Annotated in this window: 16 protein-coding genes; 5 read left to right on the forward strand and 11 right to left on the reverse strand. The window is 51.2% G+C overall.

Features of this window, described 5'->3' with window-relative positions:
- Positions 1-90 precede the first annotated feature (90 nt).
- On the reverse strand, positions 91-1,851 hold the full coding sequence (locus JQN59_RS08040; RefSeq protein ID WP_149607652.1) for a DEAD/DEAH box helicase: 1,761 nt from the start codon (positions 1,849-1,851) through the stop codon (positions 91-93).
- 151 nt (positions 1,852-2,002) lie between these two features.
- Here JQN59_RS08040 and rsuA point away from each other — a divergent pair, with 151 nt between their 5' ends.
- The 3 genes from rsuA to JQN59_RS08055 all read left to right on the forward strand — a co-directional run bounded on the left by rsuA (position 2,003) and on the right by JQN59_RS08055 (position 4,594).
- A complete protein-coding gene (gene rsuA, locus JQN59_RS08045; RefSeq protein ID WP_008785291.1) occupies positions 2,003-2,710 on the forward strand; it encodes a 16S rRNA pseudouridine(516) synthase RsuA in 708 nt (235 codons plus the stop codon).
- 15 nt (positions 2,711-2,725) lie between these two features.
- Entirely contained in the window at positions 2,726-3,916 is a 1,191-nt protein-coding gene (locus JQN59_RS08050; protein ID WP_003834584.1) for a Bcr/CflA family multidrug efflux MFS transporter, read from the forward strand.
- Between the two features lie 333 nt (positions 3,917-4,249).
- On the forward strand, positions 4,250-4,594 hold the full coding sequence (locus tag JQN59_RS08055; RefSeq protein ID WP_085951589.1) for a YejG family protein: 345 nt from the start codon (positions 4,250-4,252) through the stop codon (positions 4,592-4,594).
- Positions 4,595-4,597: 3 nt separating this feature from the next.
- Here JQN59_RS08055 and yejF read toward each other — a convergent pair whose 3' ends face one another.
- The 9 genes from yejF to JQN59_RS08100 form a co-directional block, all read right to left on the reverse strand.
- Positions 4,598-6,187, reverse strand: a complete 1,590-nt coding sequence (yejF, locus tag JQN59_RS08060) for a microcin C ABC transporter ATP-binding protein YejF (RefSeq protein ID WP_149607651.1) — start codon at positions 6,185-6,187, stop codon at positions 4,598-4,600.
- A 1-nt stretch (position 6,188) separates the two neighbouring features.
- Positions 6,189-7,214, reverse strand: a complete 1,026-nt coding sequence (locus JQN59_RS08065; RefSeq protein ID WP_003834577.1) for an ABC transporter permease — start codon at positions 7,212-7,214, stop codon at positions 6,189-6,191.
- A complete protein-coding gene (locus JQN59_RS08070; protein WP_003834575.1) occupies positions 7,214-8,308 on the reverse strand; it encodes a microcin C ABC transporter permease YejB in 1,095 nt (364 codons plus the stop codon). Before JQN59_RS08070 ends, JQN59_RS08065 begins: the two co-directional genes overlap by 1 nt.
- Complete coding sequence (locus JQN59_RS08075; RefSeq protein ID WP_149607650.1) at positions 8,309-10,123, reverse strand: extracellular solute-binding protein; 1,815 nt, start codon at positions 10,121-10,123, stop codon at positions 8,309-8,311. It lies immediately after the preceding gene.
- Between the two features lie 100 nt (positions 10,124-10,223).
- Entirely contained in the window at positions 10,224-11,783 is a 1,560-nt protein-coding gene (locus tag JQN59_RS08080; protein ID WP_008785287.1) for a cyclic di-GMP phosphodiesterase, read from the reverse strand.
- A 167-nt stretch (positions 11,784-11,950) separates the two neighbouring features.
- Positions 11,951-12,520, reverse strand: coding sequence for a bifunctional murein DD-endopeptidase/murein LD-carboxypeptidase (gene mepS, locus JQN59_RS08085; protein WP_003834567.1), 570 nt, complete (start codon positions 12,518-12,520; stop codon positions 11,951-11,953).
- A 413-nt stretch (positions 12,521-12,933) separates the two neighbouring features.
- Positions 12,934-13,647: a phosphatase PAP2 family protein gene (locus JQN59_RS08090; RefSeq protein WP_149607649.1), complete on the reverse strand. Its 714-nt coding sequence runs from the start codon at positions 13,645-13,647 to the stop codon at positions 12,934-12,936.
- Between the two features lie 33 nt (positions 13,648-13,680).
- Positions 13,681-14,667 carry a CobW family GTP-binding protein gene (locus JQN59_RS08095; RefSeq protein ID WP_003834563.1) on the reverse strand — a complete coding sequence of 329 codons (987 nt, stop codon included), beginning with the start codon at positions 14,665-14,667 and terminating at the stop codon, positions 13,681-13,683.
- 119 nt (positions 14,668-14,786) lie between these two features.
- Complete coding sequence (locus tag JQN59_RS08100) at positions 14,787-16,253, reverse strand: mannitol dehydrogenase family protein (RefSeq protein WP_008785284.1); 1,467 nt, start codon at positions 16,251-16,253, stop codon at positions 14,787-14,789.
- A gap of 202 nt (positions 16,254-16,455) precedes the next feature.
- Between JQN59_RS08100 and uxuA the strand changes: the two genes are divergently transcribed.
- Positions 16,456-17,646: a mannonate dehydratase gene (gene uxuA, locus JQN59_RS08105; RefSeq protein WP_149607648.1), complete on the forward strand. Its 1,191-nt coding sequence runs from the start codon at positions 16,456-16,458 to the stop codon at positions 17,644-17,646.
- Between the two features lie 45 nt (positions 17,647-17,691).
- On the opposite strand, the gene pdxR is transcribed toward uxuA, so the two are convergent.
- Positions 17,692-19,164, reverse strand: coding sequence for a MocR-like pyridoxine biosynthesis transcription factor PdxR (pdxR, locus tag JQN59_RS08110; protein ID WP_149607647.1), 1,473 nt, complete (start codon positions 19,162-19,164; stop codon positions 17,692-17,694).
- A gap of 164 nt (positions 19,165-19,328) precedes the next feature.
- Between pdxR and torC the strand changes: the two genes are divergently transcribed.
- Positions 19,329-20,462: a pentaheme c-type cytochrome TorC gene (torC, locus tag JQN59_RS08115; RefSeq protein WP_149607646.1), complete on the forward strand. Its 1,134-nt coding sequence runs from the start codon at positions 19,329-19,331 to the stop codon at positions 20,460-20,462.
- Positions 20,463-20,465: the final 3 nt, after the last annotated feature.

Below are 20,465 nucleotides of genomic sequence, written 5' to 3' on the forward strand. Positions count from 1 at the left end.
ACCCAGCAACAGGTAAGTGATCTGCTTTGCGTATGCAAAAGCGGGCGAGATTCTATACTCAAACGGCTGGTACATCAATCAAAAGTACGATTAACCGCGTAATTCATGTGCCCGACGAAAGCGACCTTCATAATCGAAGACCTTTTCACGGACCTGCCAGTACTGACCTTTCATACGCGCCACCACGAAATCAGGATGCCGTAACAACGCCTGCTGATTGAGGATATCGGCGGCGGTTATCCAGCGTAAGGGTATACCGGGTGTTCGGGTGTGCGGGCGAATAAACAGTTGTTCGAAGGCCGTACGCTGCGCGGGAGTGTGCAGGCGAAAGCGTTCGCTGACGTCAGCGCCGTCTTCATCGTAATAGGTGATTTTCAGCCATTCGCCTTTATCATCCTGCCCGTTTTGTAACACCATACCGCTACAGCGCAGGACCAGCGCATCTTTGAGCCTGAGCGCGGCTTTCAGCATGTCATCCGGGTCAACCAGCACCGTGTCGCACTCGCGACAACGGCGGGCGGCGATGTCATTTTCCGCGTTGCACTGTGGGCAGTTTTTAAAACGGAAACGAAAATCGCACTGTTCGCGATGGCCGTCATCATCTTCAAACCATCCCTGGCAGCGGCGGCCAAAATGTTCAATCAGCGTGCCGTCTGCCGTGGTTTTGCCCCAGAAGGTGTTTGCAAATCCGCAGGCAGGACAGAACACCTGTACCGGAACGTTGTCGCTTTTCCCTTTCGGAGCACCCACTTCCGGTGCGTACAGATCGTGCGGGTTGCCGGCGTAATCGAGGATCAGACAGTCGGTTTTACCCGGTGCAAGGCGCAACCCACGACCAACAATTTGTTGGTAAAGGCTAACTGACTCTGTTGGGCGCAGAATGGCGATAAGGTCGACGTGCGGTGCATCGAAGCCGGTGGTCAGGACCGATACATTCACCAGATAGCGAAAACGCTGGGCTTTGAACTCTTCAATCAGCACGTCGCGCTCAGCGCCTGGCGTATCTCCAGTGATTAGCGCGGCGTCGTCAGCGGGCAGCAGGCCCTGAATTTCTTTGGCGTGCTCAACGGTGGCGGCGAAAATCATCACCCCTTTGCGGGTTTGGGCAAACACGATAATCTGGCTGATGATATGTGGCGTTATTCGCTGCTGCTTTTTCAGCTCCTGATTCAGATCTGCTTCGCTAAACAGGCCGTTACTCTGCGCCTGCAGGCGACTAAAGTCATACTGCACGACCGGCATGTCGAGGCGTTCTGGCGGCGTCAGGTAGCCGTGTTTAATCATGTAGCGCAGCGGTAATTCATAAATGCAGTCGCGAAACAGCGCTTTTTCATCGCCGCGCACCATACCGTGATAATGAAAATGATAAATCCAGCCTTTGCCCAAACGAAAAGGCGTGGCGGTAAGCCCGAGCAGGCGTAAGTGGGGATTTACTTTAGTCAGGTGAGTGAGGATTTGCTGATACTGACTCTCTTCATCATCGCCAATACGGTGGCATTCATCGACGATCAGCAGTGAGAATTCACCCTGAAAGGCCTCCAGATTACGCGCTACCGACTGTACGCTGCCAAAGACTACTTTCCCGTGGCTCTCTTTACGCTTCAGGCCTGCGGCAAAAATATCGGCTTCAAGCCCCAGCGCACAATATTTGGCATGGTTTTGTGCGACCAGTTCTTTGACGTGCGCCAGTACCAGTACGCGACCACGTGCCACGCGGGCCAGTTCAGCAATCACCAGACTTTTGCCCGCGCCGGTTGGCAGGACGATAACCGCTGGGGTGCGGTGGTGGCGAAAATGGTTGAGCGTGGCGTCCACGGCTTCTTTTTGGTACGGGCGAAGAGTAAAAATCATGAGCTCATTAAGATAAACAGCAACAATGTATAGTATGCCATGAATCATTTCCCTTGAGGGATGGTGTAACACCGCTATACTGGGCGGATAATAGTCCCACTTTTCGGGCGTAAACCCGCTTCTCGTATTTTTACAGGCAAAAATCACACTCATGCGACTTGATAAATTTATCGCTCAGCAACTCGGCGTCAGCCGCGCTATTGCCGGGCGTGAGATCCGTGCTAACCGCGTTACCGTCGACGGTGAAATCGTTAAAAACAGTGCCTTTAAGCTGCTACCAGAACACGACGTCGAATATGACGGTAATTCCCTGGTTCAACAAAATGGCCCGCGCTATTTTATGCTGAATAAGCCTCAGGGTTATGTTTGCTCAACGGATGACCCGGATCATCCGACGGTGCTCTATTTCCTTGATGAACCGGTTGCCTACAAATTGCATGCGGCAGGGCGTCTGGATATCGACACCACCGGACTGGTACTGATGACCGATGACGGACAGTGGTCGCATCGTATCACCTCTCCTCGTCACCATTGCGAGAAAACCTATCTGGTGACGCTGGAGTCGCCAGTGGCAGACGATACCGCCGAGCAGTTTGCCCATGGCGTACAGTTGCATAATGAGAAAGACCTGACCAAACCGGCTGTTCTGGAGGTCATTACGCCAACTCAGGTGCGATTGACCATCAGCGAAGGGCGTTATCATCAAGTAAAACGTATGTTTGCCGCGGTGGGTAACCACGTTGTGGAACTGCACCGTGAACGAATTGGTGACATCAGGCTTGATGACGATCTGGAGCCGGGTGAATACCGTCCATTGACCGAAGAAGAAATCGCCAGCGTTAACTTAACCCCGCGTTAATTTCAGGAGCTAAATGTGACCACCCGGCAGAACTCGTCAATTGCCATAGTCTTTATCCTTGGCTTGTTAGCCATGCTGATGCCGTTGTCGATTGATATGTATCTTCCGGCGCTACCTGTTATCTCAGAACAGTTTGGTGTGCCTGCGGGTAGCGCGCAGATGACCCTCAGTACCTATATTCTGGGGTTTGCAGTGGGGCAGTTGCTCTATGGCCCAATGGCTGACAGCATTGGGCGCAAGCCGGTTATTCTGGGCGGAACGCTGGTGTTTGCGGCGGCGGCAGTGGCCTGCGCCCTGGCGCAAACTATCGATCAACTGATCGTGATGCGTTTCTTCCACGGTCTGGCTGCTGCGGCGGCGAGCGTGGTAATCAACGCCCTGATGCGCGATATCTATCCAAAGGAAGAGTTCTCGCGCATGATGTCATTCGTCATGTTGGTCACCACGATAGCGCCATTACTGGCACCTATCGTGGGTGGTTGGGTGCTGGTATGGCTGAGCTGGCACTATATCTTTTGGATCCTCGCCATGGCGGCTGTTCTGGCGTCGGTGATGATCTTTACGCTGATCAAAGAGACCCTGCCTGTAGAGCGTCGCCAGCCGTTTCGCCTGCGTACCACTATTGGCAACTTTGCCTCGCTGTTTCGTCATAAACGAGTGCTGAGCTATATGCTGGCCAGTGGGTTCAGCTTTGCCGGGATGTTCTCGTTTCTGAGCGCCGGACCCTTTGTTTACATTGAGATCAACCACGTTTCACCGCAGCATTTCGGTTATTACTTCGCATTGAACATCGTATTCCTGTTCGTGATGACTATCATCAACAGCCGCTTTGTGCGTCGGGTTGGGGCATTGAATATGTTCCGTACCGGTCTGTGGATCCAGTTCGTGATGGCGGGATGGATGGTCTTTAGCGCACTGTTTGGGCTGGGGTTCTGGGCTCTGGTCGTGGGCGTTGCGGCGTTTGTTGGCTGTGTATCGATGGTGTCATCAAACGCCATGGCGGTTATTCTGGATGAATTTCCGCATATGGCGGGAACGGCGTCATCGCTGGCTGGGACATTCCGCTTTGGCATTGGCGCCATTGTCGGGGCCCTGTTGTCTCTGGCGACCTTTAACTCGGCCTGGCCAATGATATGGTCGATCGCATTTTGCGCTACCTGCTCAATTCTCTTCTATCTTTACGCCAGTCGCGCTCAAAAACGGTGATCTATTACACAACCTGGGGGCCATAAGGTCTCCAGAGTTGATGTACATCAACCGCAAATCTATCATTTCCCCCGCTTATGTTTATTTTATGTAAAATCAATTTATGTAAAAAGTCACATCATTGTAGTTAAAAAGGTTGAGTTAGATCGCAGAAACGAGTACATATAGCCCGGAAATATGCCAGAACCGTTGAATAAATTTAATTACTGGGTTCTGTAAGCAGCATAAGTACTGGATGTAAACGTTTACCAACTGTCTAAAGACGTATTGTCAATGATGTGTTAATATTGATGTAAAATAATTGTGAAGTGATTGTGCTTCCAGGGAAAGAAAGTGATGACATTACAACTCTCAATCGTTCATCGTCTGCCGCAGAGCTATCGTTGGTCGGTGGGTTTCGCAGGTTCGAAAGTTGAACCGATTCCGCAAAACGGTCAGAGTAATGAGAACAGCCTGGTGGCACTCAAATTGCTCAGTCCTGATGGTGACAGCGCGTGGTCAGTCATGCATAAGCTCAGCCAGGCCCTCAGTGATATCGAGGTTCCTTGTTCCGTACTGGAATGTGAAGGAGAGCCGTGCCTGTTTGTGAATCGTCAGGACGAATTTGCCGCGACCTGCAGACTGAAAAACTTCGGCGTGGCTATCGCAGAACCGTTTTCAAACAACAATCCTTTTTGAGCGTCAGCTTAGCGCGAGCAGCTGACGCGTATAGGCCTGCTGTGGTGCGTTAAAGACGTGCTCGCATTGCCCTTGCTCCACGACCTCTCCCTGACGTAGCACAATAACCTGATGGCATAATGCGCGTACTACGTGCAAATCATGGCTGATAAAAATATAAGCCAGCCGATGCTTTTCCTGTAAGGATTTTAACAACGTCAGGATTTGCGCCTGTACGGTCCTGTCGAGCGACGATGTTGGTTCATCCAGAATGATCAGGGAAGGTTTGAGAATCAATGCTCTGGCAATAGCAATGCGTTGGCGTTGTCCGCCAGAAAACTCCGCAGGATAACGATGTCGCGTTTCGCTATCCAATCCCACTTCCGCCATTACCGCTTTCACCTGTGCCTCGCGTTGTTCGGCTGACAGGGTAGGCTGATGAACGCGCAACCCCTCCTCGATAATCTGTAGCACGCTCAGGCGTGGGTTCAGCGAGGAGTTGGGATCCTGAAATACCACCTGAATACGGTGACGGACCGGCAACAGCTGGCGTCGATTTAAGGTATGCAGTGCCAACCCATCGAACACAATGCTTCCCTGCGAGGTGATTAACCGCAGAAGCGCCAGCCCGGTGGTGCTTTTTCCTGAGCCTGACTCTCCCACCAGCCCCAGCGTTTCACCGGGCCGGAGGGAAAAACTGACGTCGTTAACGACGACGTTGTGGTCCACCACGTGTTTCAGGATACCTTTGCGGATAGGAAAGGCGACGCGGAGTTTTTCCACTTCCAGCAACGGAGCTTGCCCGACAGGTAAAGGTACCGGGTCGCCGGAAGGTTCGCTGTTTAACAATTTCTTCGTGTAGGGATGCGTTGGCGCAGTGAGCAACTGTGCTGCTCTATTTTGCTCAACGCACTGGCCGTTTTGCATGACCGCCACGGTATCGGCAAGCTTTTTCACAATGCTCAGGTTGTGGGTGATGAACAGTAATCCCATGTTCAGCTCGCGCTGTAGTTCCCTCAGCAGTTGCAGGATCTGTGCCTGGACGGAAACGTCCAGCGCGGTAGTCGGTTCATCGGCAATAAGCAGCTCCGGTCGTGTTAGCAACGCCATGGCGATCATCACGCGCTGGCGTTCACCGCCGGACAGTTGGTGCGGGTAATCTGCGAGACGTTTGGCTGCCTGACGGATGCCTACGCGATCCAGGCAGGTCAGGATTTCTGCCCGCGCCGCCTCCCGACGCATTCCCCTATGCAGCGACAGCACTTCATAAAGCTGTTTTTCCAGATTGTGGAGCGGGTTCAGTGACACCATCGGCTCCTGGAAAATCATGGCGATTTTATTCCCCCGTACGCCGCGAAGCGTCTGCTCGTTGGCGTGAAGTAATGATTCACCATGAAAACGGATGTCCCCGGAAGGGTAAACTACCGGAGGGGACGGTAACAACCGTAGGATAGAAAGCGCGGTCACGCTTTTCCCCGAGCCAGACTCGCCCACCAGCGCTAGCGTTTGTCCGGCATCAACCCGTAGTGAGAGGGCATTGACTACGGTGCGCACGGTCTCTTGTTGACGAAAACCTACCGATAAATTTTCAATGGCTAACAGAGGTTGTGTCATTTTAAATCGCCTTGTTGGGATCAAACGCATCGCGTACCGCTTCACCAATAAAGATCAGTAGCGATAGTAGCAGGGCAACGGAGATGAACGCGGTGATGCCAAGCCACGGTGCCTGCAGGTTGTTTTTACCCTGCAACAGGAGTTCTCCCAGTGATGGCGAGCCAAGCGGTAAACCGAACCCAAGAAAATCCAGTGAGGTCAGGGTGGTTATCGAGGCGCATAAAATAAACGGTAAAAAAGTCAGGGCCGCGACCATCGCGTTGGGCAGCATATGACGCAGAATAATACTGCGATCGCTTACGCCTAGCGCTTGAGCGGCTCGAATGTAATCAAAGTTTCGGGTACGTAAAAATTCCGCGCGCACCACGCCAACCAGGCTCATCCAGCCAAACAGTACGGTAATGCCCAGCAGCCACCAGAAGTTAGGCTGGACCACGCTCGACAATAGGATGATGAGAAACAGCGTTGGCATTCCTGACCAAACTTCAATGAATCGTTGCCCCCACAGGTCCACCTTGCCGCCATAATAGCCCTGAATTGCGCCAGCCATAATGCCCATCACGCTCGAACAGAGGGTGAGCATTAGACCAAACAAGACAGAAATACGTGTGCCGTAGAGGATGCGCGCCAGTACATCACCGCCGTTGGCGTCTGTTCCCAGCCAGTTTTGTGCGGAAGGCGGGGAAGGGAAGGGCTTATCGGTGGCAAAGTTAATGCTGGTGGCCCCAAAGCGTATTGGTGCCCACAGGATCCAGCCCTGGTTTTCCAGGCGCTGTTGTAGCCACGGGTCCTGATAATCAGCCTGAGTCGCCAGCGGTCCGCCGAAGTCGCTTTCACTGTAGTTTTTGAACAGGGGGAAATACCAGCTATTGTCGTAGCGCACCAGTAGCGGCTTATCATTGGCAATCAGTTCTGAACACAGGCTAAGACCGAACAGCACCAGAAAAATCCACAGCGACCAGTAGCCGCGACGATTGTGGCGAAAGCGCGCCCAGCGGGCCTGATTGACGGGGCTTAATCGCGACATTAGCGTCCCTCAAAATCAATACGAGGATCGACCAGCGTATAGCTGATGTCGCTGAGGATATTCAGCAGCAGACCGATCAGGGTGAAGATATAAAGCGTGCCAAACATTACCGGGTAGTCGCGTGATACGGTGGATTCATAACCCAGCAATCCCAGGCCGTTAAGTGAGAACATCACTTCAATCAGCAGTGAGCCGGTAAAAAACATGCTGATAAACGTTGCCGGGAAGCCGGCGATCACCAGCAACATGGCATTGCGAAACACATGTTTCCACAGAATATTTTTCTCGCTGACCCCTTTAGCGCGTGCGGTGACGACATATTGTTTGCGCACCTCATCCAGAAATGAGTTCTTGGTCAGCATAGTCAGTGCGGCAAACCCACCAACCACCGTCGCCAGCACCGGCAGGGTAATATGCCAAAGGTAGTCGGTTACTTTCTGATACCAGGGCAGGGAGTCAAAATTGGCGGATACCAGCCCGCGAAGCGGGAACAGATCGTAGTAGCTTCCCCCGGCAAAAAAGACGATCAGCAAAATGGCAAACAGAAAGGCCGGTATGGCATAGCCGATAATAATAAATGCGCTGCTCCAGACATCAAACCGGCTGCCGTTATGCACCGCTTTGCGGATCCCAAGCGGTATCGACACCAGATAGATGATGAGCGTACTCCACAGCCCCAGCGTGACGGAAACAGGCAGGCTGTCTTTGATAAGCGTCAGCACCGAGGCGCTACGAAACAGGCTGTCACCGAAATCGAAACGAATGTAATCCCAGAGCATTTTGAAGTAACGCTCGTGAATGGGCTTATCGAACCCATAGCGGCGAGTGATTTCGGCGATCACTTCCGGGTCAAGACCCCGGCCACCTCGATAATTACTGTCGCTGATGTTACCAACGCCTGTTTGCGCGTGGCTGGCACGAACGCCTTCGCTACCCGCGCCGGGTAATGCCCCGCTTTGCCCGAACTCAATGGCGGCGACGGCCTGTTCAACCGGGCCGCCTGGGGCTATTTGCACGATAAAAAAGTTGATGGTGATGATGGCCCAGAGCGTCGGGATCACCAGTAGCAGACGTCGAATCAGATACGCGCCCATTTATTCTCCCTGTCGTCTGGCAGCTTGCAGTTTCGCCGCTTTGTTGACGTCATACCACCAGTTGTCGAGGCCAATGGTGTAAATTGGGCGAATAGCAGGATGTGAAAATTTATCCCACCAGGCGATGCGATCCTCTGCCATAAACCACATCGGCAACATGTAGTAGTTCCAGGTTAGTACCCTGTCCAGTGCCCGGCCCAGTGGGATCAATTTGGCTTTATCACCTTGTGCCGCGATGATTTTATTGATCAATTTATCAATCACCGGGCTTTGTACGCCGGGGGCGTTGTAGCTGGAGTCAATATATTGAGAGGCCCACAGAATTTGCAGGTCTGAACTCGGCCACGGCATCGCGCGATACAACCTCGGCATCATGTCATAGTCGCGACTGCGCAGGCGGTTCGTGATTTGTGAGTTATCCACCTGGCGGATATTCATGGTAATACCTAAGCGCTGCAGGTTGTGCTGGAACGGCAGCACCCATTGACTGTTGCTGCCCGCCGGGAGCAACAGTTCAAAGCTCAGAGGTTTACCGCTGGCGCTATTTACCCGCTGCTGACCCTTTAGTACCCACCCGGCCTGCTCCAGTAAGGTATCGGCTTTCAACAGGTTGTCGCGATCGTAGCCATCGCCTTTTGATTTTGGCGGCTGATAGATTTGGCTAAAGACCTCAGGGGGGAGATCTTTTTTCAAGGGCGCGAGTATCACCAGTTCATCAGCGTCGGGGTATTTTGTCGCGGCATATTCGGTATTCTGAAAATAGCTGTTGGTCCGGCTCCAGGCATTATAGAACAGCGCTTTATTCATCCATTCAAAATCAAAGGCCAGCGTGATGGCTTCCCGTACCCGTCGGTCGCTGAATACCGGACGCTGAATATTAAATGCCAGCCAGCGGGTATCCTGCGCGGATTCGTTCTTTTGTTCATCTTTGATGATGTAGTGATTCGCGAAATTTTTCCCGGTATAACGCGTCGCCCAGTTTTTGGCATCATTTTCAAGACGCAGATCAAACGCACCGGCCTTAAACGCTTCAAAGGCGACGTTATCATCCAGATAGTAGTCGTAGCGGATGGTATCAAAGTTCCAGCGTCCACGATTGACGGGCAGATTAGCGGCCCAATAATCTTTGACGCGCGAATAGACAATATACTGGCCCATCTTCCATTTCGTAATGCGATAAGGGCCGCTGGCGAGCGGTGGTGATGATAAGGGATCGCTGAGCTTATGATCTTTCCAGTACTTCTCTGGCATTACGGGTAATGAAAACAGGCTGAGCATGTCCTCTTTACCCGGTTTGGCTAATTCAATGCGTACGGTTAATGGCGCGATGGCTTTTACCGTTGTTCCCTTGTAGACCAGACGAAACTGCGGCACGCCTTCAGTCATAAATTTGTGGAAGGTGAATGCGACGTCGCGGGCGGTAATGGGTGAGCCATCGTGAAAACGCGCTCGTGGATTAATGGCAATTTCTACCCAGGAATAGTCGTCAGCGTAGCGCGCGCTGTCGGCAATGAGCGGGTAATAGCTACCAGGTTCATCGTCAGAGGTCGTAAACAACGTATCGTAAAGCGTTTCGGTACGTGCGCCGGGGTTACCGCGCATCGCGTAGCGGTTAAAGTTGTCAAATGTGCCAATGGCGGACAGGGTGATTTGACCCCCTTTAGGGGCTGCGGGATTCACATAATCGAAGTGATTAAAGTTAAATGCGTACTTCGGTTCACCCAGTACGGCAAAAGCATAGCTTTCTTTGATGGATTGCGCCTGGGCGCTAAACCCGATGAGGGTAATAAACAGAAGCAGTACGCGAGGGATCATATAAAAGCGATTTCCTTTTCCTGCCACAACCCGACGGGCATCATGCCTGAAAGATAAGGGATGTAGCGGCGAGTGAGAGTATATGAATCGCATACTGCGATCACCACGTCGGCTTATTGGGCTGTGCCATCCAACGCACAAAATCAGCAAGCTTTAATGGTCGGCTAATCCAGTATCCCTGGAAAAAATGCACCCCACGATCGCGCAGCCAACGGGCTTGCTCAGGAGTTTCTACCCCTTCCGCAACCGTCAGCATATTAAGACGTTTAGAAAGTGTCAACACGGCGTCCAGAACCGGAGAGGTCAGGGTTTCCGTCCCGATGGCGTTAATAAATCCGCGATCGATTTTCAGGTAGTCAACGGTAAAGCGTTCCAGATAAATAAGCGCGCTATGGCCGGTGCCAAAATCATCAATCGCAATTTCAAAACCTGCGGAATGCAGCCATTCAAATAGCTTTGTGGCCTCGTGCTGATTGAGCATATCTCGTTCAGTGATTTCCAGCACTATCTGAAAATAGTTTGCGGGAAGTGAAGCGTGCAGGTGCCGGATGTCGTCTTTAAATGTCTCGCCATGCAGATGCGATGGCGCGATATTGATCCCCAATTTTGCGCCAGCGGGTAACACTTTTTGCAGCGCCGGGGCATCCTGGGCGATCAACTTAAAGAGATGCTGAGTCAGCGGGACAATCATTTTCTGTGATTCAGCGTAATGAATAAAGGCATCCGGTGGGATCTCGCCCGTTGTTGGGTGATTCCAACGTAACAGGACCTCGACGCCTTTCACTTCCAGCGTTTGCATCTCTACGACGGGCTGGTACACCACATAAAACTGGTTATGCTTGATGGCGTTGAGGATATCTTTGCCTGGGCGTAAACGGATGCTGTAGATGTAGTACCAGAGGAGAAGGGCGGCAATAATCCCGGCCATACATCCCAACAAAATAGAATACCAGACGTCGGTATAGCTCCACTCTTGTGCGTATAAGCGAATTTTAAGCGGGATCCCTTCAAGAGTGGCCTGCCGCCAGGAGGTATGAGGAAGAGCGGAGACATCGATGATTCGCGATGAGAATGTCGAAATTGCGGTATTACCGACGATAATTGCAATACCGTCAAAATCATCCTGCCGGGCGGTATAGAGCAGATAAGGTGCCAGATTGATATTCAGTGAGGTAAATACGCCGCTATCGTTGAACGACGCGTTTCGGTGCCAAATCATGATCGCTGGTTTGTCCGGCATCATGGGCGTACCGGGAAGTAATTCCACATCAATATTTCTGCTGATATCGAGGTTCGGGATCAAATCTAAAATCGGAGTGAACATGGAACCTGTTGCGGAAGAGCAGAAAGCGATACCGTCTTTTACCAGTAAGAAAGCGCGAACGTTCAGGCTAAAGGCTGCACTGGAGGTCAGTTTAGCGCCAACTTGTTGGCAACTGTTGGCAACCAGCGGCTGAAGGGCATCGGTGGTGGTTTTGAGGTCGGTAAAGTAGCTGCTGACGTAATTCTGGATATCGGCAAGGAGCGTGTCGTACTTAACTTCTCGTTTATGCCAGGTGACGAAAAACTGCAGGGTACTCACGAGTATTGCGACGATAAGCCCCGTTAACATACAGGAAAGCAGGATTTTCCGACCGGATGAAGAAGAGCGTCTGAACATAGATCCTTATTTTACCTGATTTAACCGCTTACTCTGTATGAATATAACCTGAAATGACTCATGTTGTGAGATTTTTCTTAGTCGCAGGGGGAAACAAAAAAGCACCGCCGAAGCAGTGCTTTTGGAATGTCTCATCAGGATAGCCAAGGGATAGCTGCCAAACGAAACTAACTGCGGCTCAGAACCCGGCGAGCTTCGTTGTAACGTTTTTTCCAGTAAGGCTCGTTCATGCTGGAAATGATAACGCCACTGCTGGTCGAGGCATGTACAAACTGGTTGTTACCGATATAAATACCGACGTGACGGCCAGTAGAACCAGCACGGAACAGAACCAGATCGCCTGTGCGCAGATTAGTGCGCGAAACGGATTTTCCCGTTTCCTGTTGTTCATAGGTTGAGCGCGGAAGCTCTAAACCAAATTGCTCGCGGAATGTACGCTGCACGAAGCTTGAGCAATCAATACCTTTTTTGGTGCTGCCGCCAAGGCGGTAACGCACGCCTTTCCAGTCAGCATACTGGTCCATAATACGTGATTTAACATCGATATTACGTACCATATTTTCAAATTCATCCTGAGAGGCTTGCAGTGAAGAGTTATCTCCATTGCCCACAGCATGCGTCTCAGAATGCATATTCTTGGCGGTGTTCGTTGTGCTACATGCAGAAAGCAGAACCGCAACTGCTATCGCGGGTATGCCCCGCAAGATATATCTCAAAATCGGTTGAGATTTGACCATTTTGTTTGTTTTCCCTTGAAGTCCTTAACGATAAATATCGTTATAAAAAATGCCAAACGTGACGAGACTAATTACCATCGCACGATGAGACAATTCCTTAAGGTCAAATCTGTGGCAGAACGCACAAATTTATTCTGAAAGGGAATAATTATCCCGCGAGGCAAAACGAGTTCGAGATTACCCGATCGTTCCGGTCAATGCGAGTGATTTTACGTGATTTCTTATAAGAAAAATTGATACAGAAAGTGAATAAACGGCATTGTCTAAATTAAGAACAATCAGGGTAAAAAATACGCAACCCACTCATTTTAAACATGAATAAGATGACAGGAGAATGACAATCAGAATGATGAAATATTGCCCGGCATCATCAGGGAATCAGAAGTATCCCTGATGATGTTAATTACTCTGCGTTATTTGTTTAAAAATTGTTTGTTTTTGCCGGGTAGATAATTCACGAACAGAGTGACTAATCGGTCGCTTAATGGCGTCATTAGCCACCAGGGAAGGCCAATCAAGACCACCGTCATGGAACCAACCACGATATCGGTGAGCCAGTGGGCGCCAATCATTACGCGCGGGAAGGCAAAAACCACAGCAATAATAAGGCCGATTATTCCTGCGACTTTTCCGAAATAACGCAACATGAATGCGGAAAAAATAAGCAGCATCATGCCGTGATCGCCAGGAAAACTGTCTTTCGACGCATCTTTGGTCGGAATATGCAGTAGTTCGCTGACGCGATAAATATTATCCAGCATAAGCGTGGGGCTGGCGCGTTTAACGGGAATAAGCGCCTGGCCCAGCTGGTTTAATACCACTGCAGTGAGCAGCATAACCAAACCAATTGCCACAATGCGTCGGCGACCTTCCGACGTCTCTTTGAGCCAAAAGTGCAGCATCAATGCGCCCATAGCCAGCAATGAGCAGCCATCAAATGCCCGATTATTAGTGATAGCAACAACCCATAAGAACAGTGGGCTTTCAATCAATTTGTGATTAAAAAATCGGAAGACGCCCGTATCGAGTGAAGACCAGAACCCATGCCCGGTTGGAATATACCAGGACAGAAACAGTGCTAGGCCCGCAATATTAAGCAGGAGGATTAAAGGGTATCGGGTTTTCATCGTCGTTTACCATTGCTAAAAACGAAGGCAACCTTACGCGCTAGCGTCTAAACGAAGTCTCAACAACGCGCTCTGTAATGCATTCCAGTCGGTCTCGGTATCGGCGATGAGTTCAATACGGCTATCCGGTGGCGCGACGTTTTGCGTTTCTATATGCCAGTCGTCTCCCTGGCGGTTAATGCGTACCAGTCCTTCTTTAATACGCATTACCCCCTTCACGCGCCCAACCGGGGCAAGACGCGACCATTCCAGCAGACCGATGGTATCGAACACCGTATCGGCGTCAAAAATCCAACCGCAGGCCTGATGGCCCTGACCGCTGTTCAGGCTACGACGCCAGCGCTGCTGTGCGGGTAAGCTCAACGCTGCCAGCCCCTTTTTGTTGGCATGGCTATGGGCGTGCTCCGCGCTTGCAGGAAGCTCCGCCAGGTTTAGTCGGGGCAAATCCAGTAGCTGTCCGTCAATTTGCCCATGGTCGGCATGAACCAACTGTCGATTACCGCCGTAGTGTTGCCACCAGCTTTGCAGGGCGTTTTCGCTTTCCGTCGTGGCACGGTCGGTTTTGTTGGCAACAATGATATCAGCGGCGGCCAGCTGATCGCGGAAATTGTCATTGGCGACGCTTTTCTCATCCAGTAACAGGCGAGGATCAAGGATACAAAGGGTTGCGCGCAGATCGATCCACGGCTCATAAACCGGTGCGGTGAGTAAATCCAGAATCTGTTTGGGATGCCCGAGGCCGGTGGGTTCAATCAGCAGGCGGTCGGGTTTCCCCTGACGCAGCAGCGTATTGAGGCCAACCTGCATTGGCAGACCGTTAACACAGCACATACAGCCGCCAGGGATCTCTTTTAGCAGCGCACCGCTGTCGGCCAGCAACGCGCCATCAATGCCAACTTCGCCAAACTCATTAACCAGCACGGCCCACTTCTCAGCAGGGTCTTTGTTTGCCAACAAATGAAGAATAGAGGTGGTTTTGCCACTGCCGAGAAAACCGGTGATGAGATTGGTTTTAGTCACATTTACTCCAGAATCATAAATTACCGTAATGGCATTTAACAATCCTGGCGAAAAACGGGGAAAAAGAGAAGGGGTGAGAGGACGAAGAGGCGCTTCGTCCTGCTTAATGGCAGAAATCGTTAACTTTTTAACGTCTCAATGACAGCCTGATGCGCACCGTATTGGGCAATGCGTTGCCAGGCCTGCTGAATGGCCGCGACAAACTGCGGATTCTGTACGAGATCGGTGGCGAAAATCTCGCGCAGCGAAAGCAGGGCGTTGACGCGTTCTGACTCTGTGCTCTGTTTAACCAGAGCGGCAATTTTTTCACTCAACGGGTCACGAACATCAATAGCGGTGCCTGAATCATCCACGCCGCTCACATAACGCATCCAGCCTGCGACGCCGAGCGCCAGCAGTGGCCACTCACTTTGGCGGGCTAAATGTACGCGGATCCCTTCCAACATGCGCTGGGGTAATTTCTGGCTACCGTCCATCGCGATTTGCCAGGTTTTATGTTTCAACGCTGGGTTGGCAAAACGCTCCAACAGGCTTAGGGCATACTGGTCTAAATCCACATCGGTAATTTGCAGCGTAGGTGCCTGTTCGTTGAGCATCAGGCGGTAAGCGGCTTCACGAAATGCGCTGTCCTGCATACAGTCGCTGATGTGCTGGAACCCGGCCAGATAGCCGAGATAAGCGAGAAACGAATGACTGCCGTTCAGCATCCGCAGTTTCATTTGTTCCCACGGCAACACATTTTCGACCATCTGGACGCCCGCCGTTTCCCATTGTGGGCGGCCACACACAAAATTATCTTCAATCACCCACTGGATAAACGGTTCGCAGCTGATTGCGCAAGGATCGGCAACCCCCAGCTCGCGGGCAATTTCGGCCAGTGACTCTTCAGTGGCGGCAGGGACAATGCGGTCGACCATGGTGCCAGGGAAACTGACATGCTCCTGAATCCAGGTTGCCAGTTCCGGTGAACGTTTCTCCGCCATTCCAAGGACGGCGTTTTTTACCACATGACCATTGTCCGGGATGTTATCGCAAGAGAGGACGGTAAACGGCTGTAGCCCGCGTTCACGTCGACGGTGTAGGGCTTCAACAATAATTCCGGGGGCAGAGTGCGGTTCAGTCGGTGTTTGCAGATCGTGAGCAATACGTGGATTACTGAGGTCTAGCGAGCCTGTCGCCGGATCGATGCAGTAGCCTTTTTCTGTGATGGTTAGCGAGACAATAGCCACCTGAGGTTCGCAGAATTTTTCGATAATGGCCGCCAGCGAATCCAGCCTGGCGTTGAGACATTCGTTGACGGCGCCGATAACAATTGGCTGGTTGCCGTTGGCCCCTTTTTCCAGCACGGTAAATAAATGATCCTGTTCGCGCAGTTGGCTCATCAGTCGATCGCCGCTGAACAGACTGATCTCACAAATACCCCAGTCTCCACCCTGCGCATTCAGCACCCTGTCGGTTAGTAACGCCTGATGGGCGCGGTGAAAAGCACCGAAACCAAAATGCACAATCCGCGTTTTTAATTGCTGGCGGTCGTATTGCGGCATCATGACATTTTCCGCCAGTGGCGCTGAGGCAATAGTTTTCATTTAATACACCTGATTAACCATAAATTAACAATGGCAGTATAAAGTTATATGACAACAAATTGAATTGGTGTGCCTCATTTATCCGGGGAATGTGAGCTTGATCAACCAATCATCGGCAATGTGTTGATCAGTTGACGGATGCCTGTATGGTAGTCGTCATTAAGATGATTTAATTTGGTATAACAACTTGTGAGGTGAAACAATGGAACAAACCTGGCGTTGGTACGGACCTAACGATCCGGTATCGCTTGATGATGTGCGTCAGGCTGGCGCAACGGGTGTTGTGACCGCCTTGCACCATATTCCTAACGGTGAAGTGTGGCCGGTAGAAGAAATTCAGCAGCGTCAGGCCATTCTGGCTGAAAAAGGGCTGACCTGGTCGGTAGTGGAAAGTATCCCTGTCCACGAAGATATCAAAACGCGTTCAGGTCAATATCAAACGTGGATTGCCAACTATCAGCAGAGTATCCGTAATCTGGCGACCTGTGGTATCGATACGGTGTGCTATAACTTCATGCCGATCCTCGACTGGACGCGTACCGACCTCGAATATCAACTGCCGGATGGTTCCAAAGCGCTGCGTTTTGACCAGATTGCTTTTGCGGCCTTCGAACTTCACATTCTGCAACGCCCGGGAGCTGAAGCGGATTATACCGCCGAAGAACAACGCCAGGCGCTGGACTACTTCAATGCCATGAGCGATGCAGAAATTGAAAAGCTGACCCGCAATATCATTGCTGGTCTGCCTGGTGCAGAAGAGGGCTATACGCTGGATCAGTTCCGTGAGCGTCTGGCTGAATACGACGGCATCAGCAAGGACGATCTGCGCGATAATATGGCGGTATTCCTGCGGGCGATTGTGCCAGTGGCAGAAGAAGTCGGCGTACGTCTGGCCGTGCATCCTGACGATCCGCCGCGCCCGATCCTCGGCCTGCCGCGTATTGTTTCGACTATTGAAGATATGCAATGGCTGAAAGAAACGGTCGATAGCATTAATAATGGTTTCACCATGTGCACCGGTTCTTACGGCGTGCGCGCTGATAACGATCTGGTGAAAATGATCGAAACCTTTGGCGATCGTATCCACTTCACGCACCTGCGCTCAACCTGTCGTGAAGATAACCCGAAAACCTTCCATGAAGGTGCGCACCTGCAGGGCGATGTGGATATGGTATCGGTGGTGGCTGCCATTTTGAGCGAAGAGCAGCGGCGTAAAAAAGCGGGCGACCTGCGTCCTATCCCGATGCGTCCGGATCATGGACACCAGATGCTTGACGATCTGCACAAGAAAACCAACCCGGGCTACTCTGCGATTGGTCGCCTGAAAGGCCTGGCAGAAGTCCGTGGCGTTGAGCTGGCGCTGAAACAAACGCAGTTCCGCGATCTGCTGTAAGTCTAACAACAGGGATTGCGCGACAGGCGCGATCCCTGTTTTTCATCAAGGCTGCGCGAGCGCCTGCTCCAGCACTGTCAGCACTTTATTGATCTGCTGTATCTGCAATCCACCAAATCCAAAAAACATAACAGCATCGCTGTTCTCTTTGCACCATGCGGCTTCTGATCCATTTTCTATATCCGGCAGAGTGTCGAAACGGATCCCGGCCAACAGGCAGCATTGTTGTAACCTGGTGATGAATTCTGCGTGTCTGTCAATGCGTAACGAGAGGTGCAGACCTGCCGTTGCGCCAGCGATTTTCCCTTCGGGAAACAGAGTGGAAAGGCCATCGCGTAACAGGGTGAGGCGCGTCGCATAGCTGCAGGCCAGCTTGCTGATATGCGTATAGAATACCTGGTTTTGCATCAGTTCGGCCAAAAATTGCTGCAACAACCACTGACTGCCGTTGTTATTGAGCGCTTTCATATTCTGTACCGCCGGAAGCAGTTCATCGGGGCAAATAAGATAGCCAAGCCGTGCGCCTGGCCCCAGCGTTTTAGAAAATGTCCCCATGTAGATAACCCGGTTGTGATAATCCATGGCTTTCAGCGCGGGAAGGGGGTTTTCCCCATAGGTAAAAACGGCATCGTAATCATCTTCAATGATGTAAGCGCCGACGCGTTGCGCCCACGTTAATAATGACTGACGGCGCTCCAGTGAAAGCACGCTTCCCATCGGATACTGATGCGCTGGAGTAACATAACAAAGCTGGGTTTCATACTCGGGTAAATTATCTGTTTGCAGCCCGTGGTTATCTACGGCAATTGACGTAATGTCTGCACCGTAATAATTAAAAAGATGCCATGCGCCAGAATAACAAGGGGATTCCGTCACGATATGGCACTTTTTTTGCTGACTGACAGCATGATGAATAATAAATATTTGGCTAAGCAGTGATAATCCTTCCTGAATCCCGTTGGTAATGATGATGTTCTCTGCTCGGGTATTAATTCCGCGGGATAAATTAAGGTATCTGACCAATTGCTCACGCAGTGAAAATAATCCACTTGGTGAATGGTATCGGGTAAATAATTGTTCTTTAAGTATGCTTGGAGCATTATTCCATTTCCGCCAACTTGACCAGGGAAAAGCGTTGGGATCGGGGACGCCCATCCGACAGTAGCACTCTCGTCCAGGCTCGGCGTAAACATCGGTTGAGACTCCGGCAGCTTTAGGTTTTGTCGGCGGAGAACCCTGGGTAACGGGCACATGCGTTGGTGTTATACGTACAGGCGTGGTGAATATCACTTCATAGCCAATGCCGTGTCGGCTCTTGATTAACCCTGCAGCCATAAGCTTATCATAGGCCATCACTACCGTTATTTTGGCTACGTTCAATACCTGAGCCTGCTCGCGAATAGAGGGAAGCTTATCGCCACAAAGCAAATCTCCCCGCTGAATAGCCTGGAAATAAAATTGGAAAATTTGCAATTGCAGCGGAGTGCGGAGTTCTCTATTGAGCGTTAATGTAAGCATGAGTAATTCCTTATTAATATATGGCCACTATATTACGAATTTCTCGTTTTTACTATTTGATACACCTCATGGAGTAGCAGCTGTTCCTATAGCTTGCTATCGCTGTCTCTATTTTTGATTTTTATTATCCCTTAGCGTGTCGCTATTAAAAAATGGAGGCAAGCATGTCGTGGATAAGAAAGAACGCATTGTGGTGCGTATTGGCTGGGGCGGTGGCAATGGCCCTGGCTATTTGGGGAACGTGGCAAGGCGTTCATTACACCAGTACCACCGAATTTTGTTTATCGTGTCACTCGATGCGCACGGCTGGAGAGGAATATAAAACCAGCGTGCATTTTCGTAACGCATCTGGCGTGCGGGCTGAGTGTAAGGATTGTCATATTCCCCCGGGCGTTGTTCCAACGCTTGTTCGTAAAACTGAAGCCTTAAACGACCTCTATCACACCTTTATTTCTCCTTCTATCGATACTCCTGAAAAGTTTGCTGCCAAACGCCCGGAGCTGGCCCAGCGGGAGTGGGCACGCATGAGCGCGAATAATTCAGCGGCGTGTAAATCCTGCCATAGCTATGAGGCAATGGATCATGGCAAGCAATCGGCAAACGCGGCTGCGCAAATGACCGCAGCGGCAGCAAAAGACAGTAACTGTATCGATTGTCACAAAGGAATAGCCCATCACAAACCCGATATGAGCAGCGGTTTTCGCGATCGCTATAAGCAGCTACAGCGTCAGGGAGATATGCCAACAGATGCGACCACACTGTTCTCATTAAGCGAAAAATCACTGGCGGCAACGGCAGGGAGTCCGGCCGGGAAGGCACTGTTATTTCCCGCCACCGAGGTCAAGGTGCTGAAAAAAGAAGGCAGTAACGTGCAGCTCGAAATCACGGGCTGGCGAGAAAGCAAAGGGCGTGGACGGGTGATCACCCAGTATATGGGGAAACGCGTTTTCTCCGCCGTTCTCGATGAGCCCCTGATGGCGAACGTAAAAGTGCTACAAACCCAGGTCGATCCTGACTCACATCAGGAATGGCAGCAGGTGAGCGTCACCGCCTGGACCACCGATCAGGACTTTATCAACACGCTTGCGCCAATCTGGGAATACTCAGATCAAATGCTGCAATCCACCTGTAGCGCCTGTCATAGCACTCCTCCTACAACCCGATATACCGCTAACGGCTGGATCGCCGGACTGAAAGCCATGTCGACCTATTACCGGCTTAATCCGGTGGAGGAACGTACGTTGTTGAAATACCTCCAGACCCACGCCAGCGATGTGTCTGAAACCAACAAAAAGTAAGGA

The sequence above is a fragment of the Citrobacter sp. B72 genome (genome assembly GCF_016894305.1).
GTDB classification, from domain to species: domain Bacteria; phylum Pseudomonadota; class Gammaproteobacteria; order Enterobacterales; family Enterobacteriaceae; genus Citrobacter; species Citrobacter portucalensis.